The following is a 433-nucleotide window of genomic DNA, read 5'->3' as shown; positions in this document are numbered from 1 at the left end:
TTGCCCCGGGCGGGTCACGCTGTAGAACACCGGGTCAGCATCGCCCTCCAGGATAAAACCCTTGTTGAGGTGAATCCGCAGCCGATCGGGGGGATTGGCATCGATGGTGTCGGACCAGACCGGGGTTTGGGTATTGTTCCAGTAGAAGGCGATCGCATCCCCGTCCCCGTTGGGAAACCAGAGGTCGACATAGCACTTCAAACCATCCTCGACCAGCGCAACCCCGATGCCGCCGGCGTAGTCTTCGAACGCGGGGGCTATGTTAGGGATATACAGAGGATCAAGGCGTAATGAGCTGTCGCTGCCTGCTTCGGCAGAGCCGGATGACTTTTTCATGGAAACACTCTTGCGTCGGGTGTTTCGCCGCAGAGGGGGCGTGGCCTACAACCGTCGGGTTATTAACGGGCGGATGAGGCGTGACGTCTACTGTCAG

At 59.1% G+C, this 433-nt stretch carries 1 protein-coding gene; it reads right to left on the bottom strand.

Translation table 11 applies throughout. The annotated features are described in order from the left end of the window. The coding region (locus tag HU811_RS27195) for a hypothetical protein (protein WP_186659225.1) at positions 1-336 on the bottom strand (336 nt) is incomplete at its 3' end. Between the last annotated feature and the right edge of the window lie 97 nt (positions 337-433).

The sequence above is a fragment of the Pseudomonas tehranensis genome (assembly GCF_014268615.1).
In the GTDB taxonomy this organism is placed as follows: domain Bacteria; phylum Pseudomonadota; class Gammaproteobacteria; order Pseudomonadales; family Pseudomonadaceae; genus Aquipseudomonas; species Aquipseudomonas tehranensis.
Note: the sequence above shows the minus strand (reverse complement) of the source record. Positions and strands in the feature narration are given on the sequence as shown.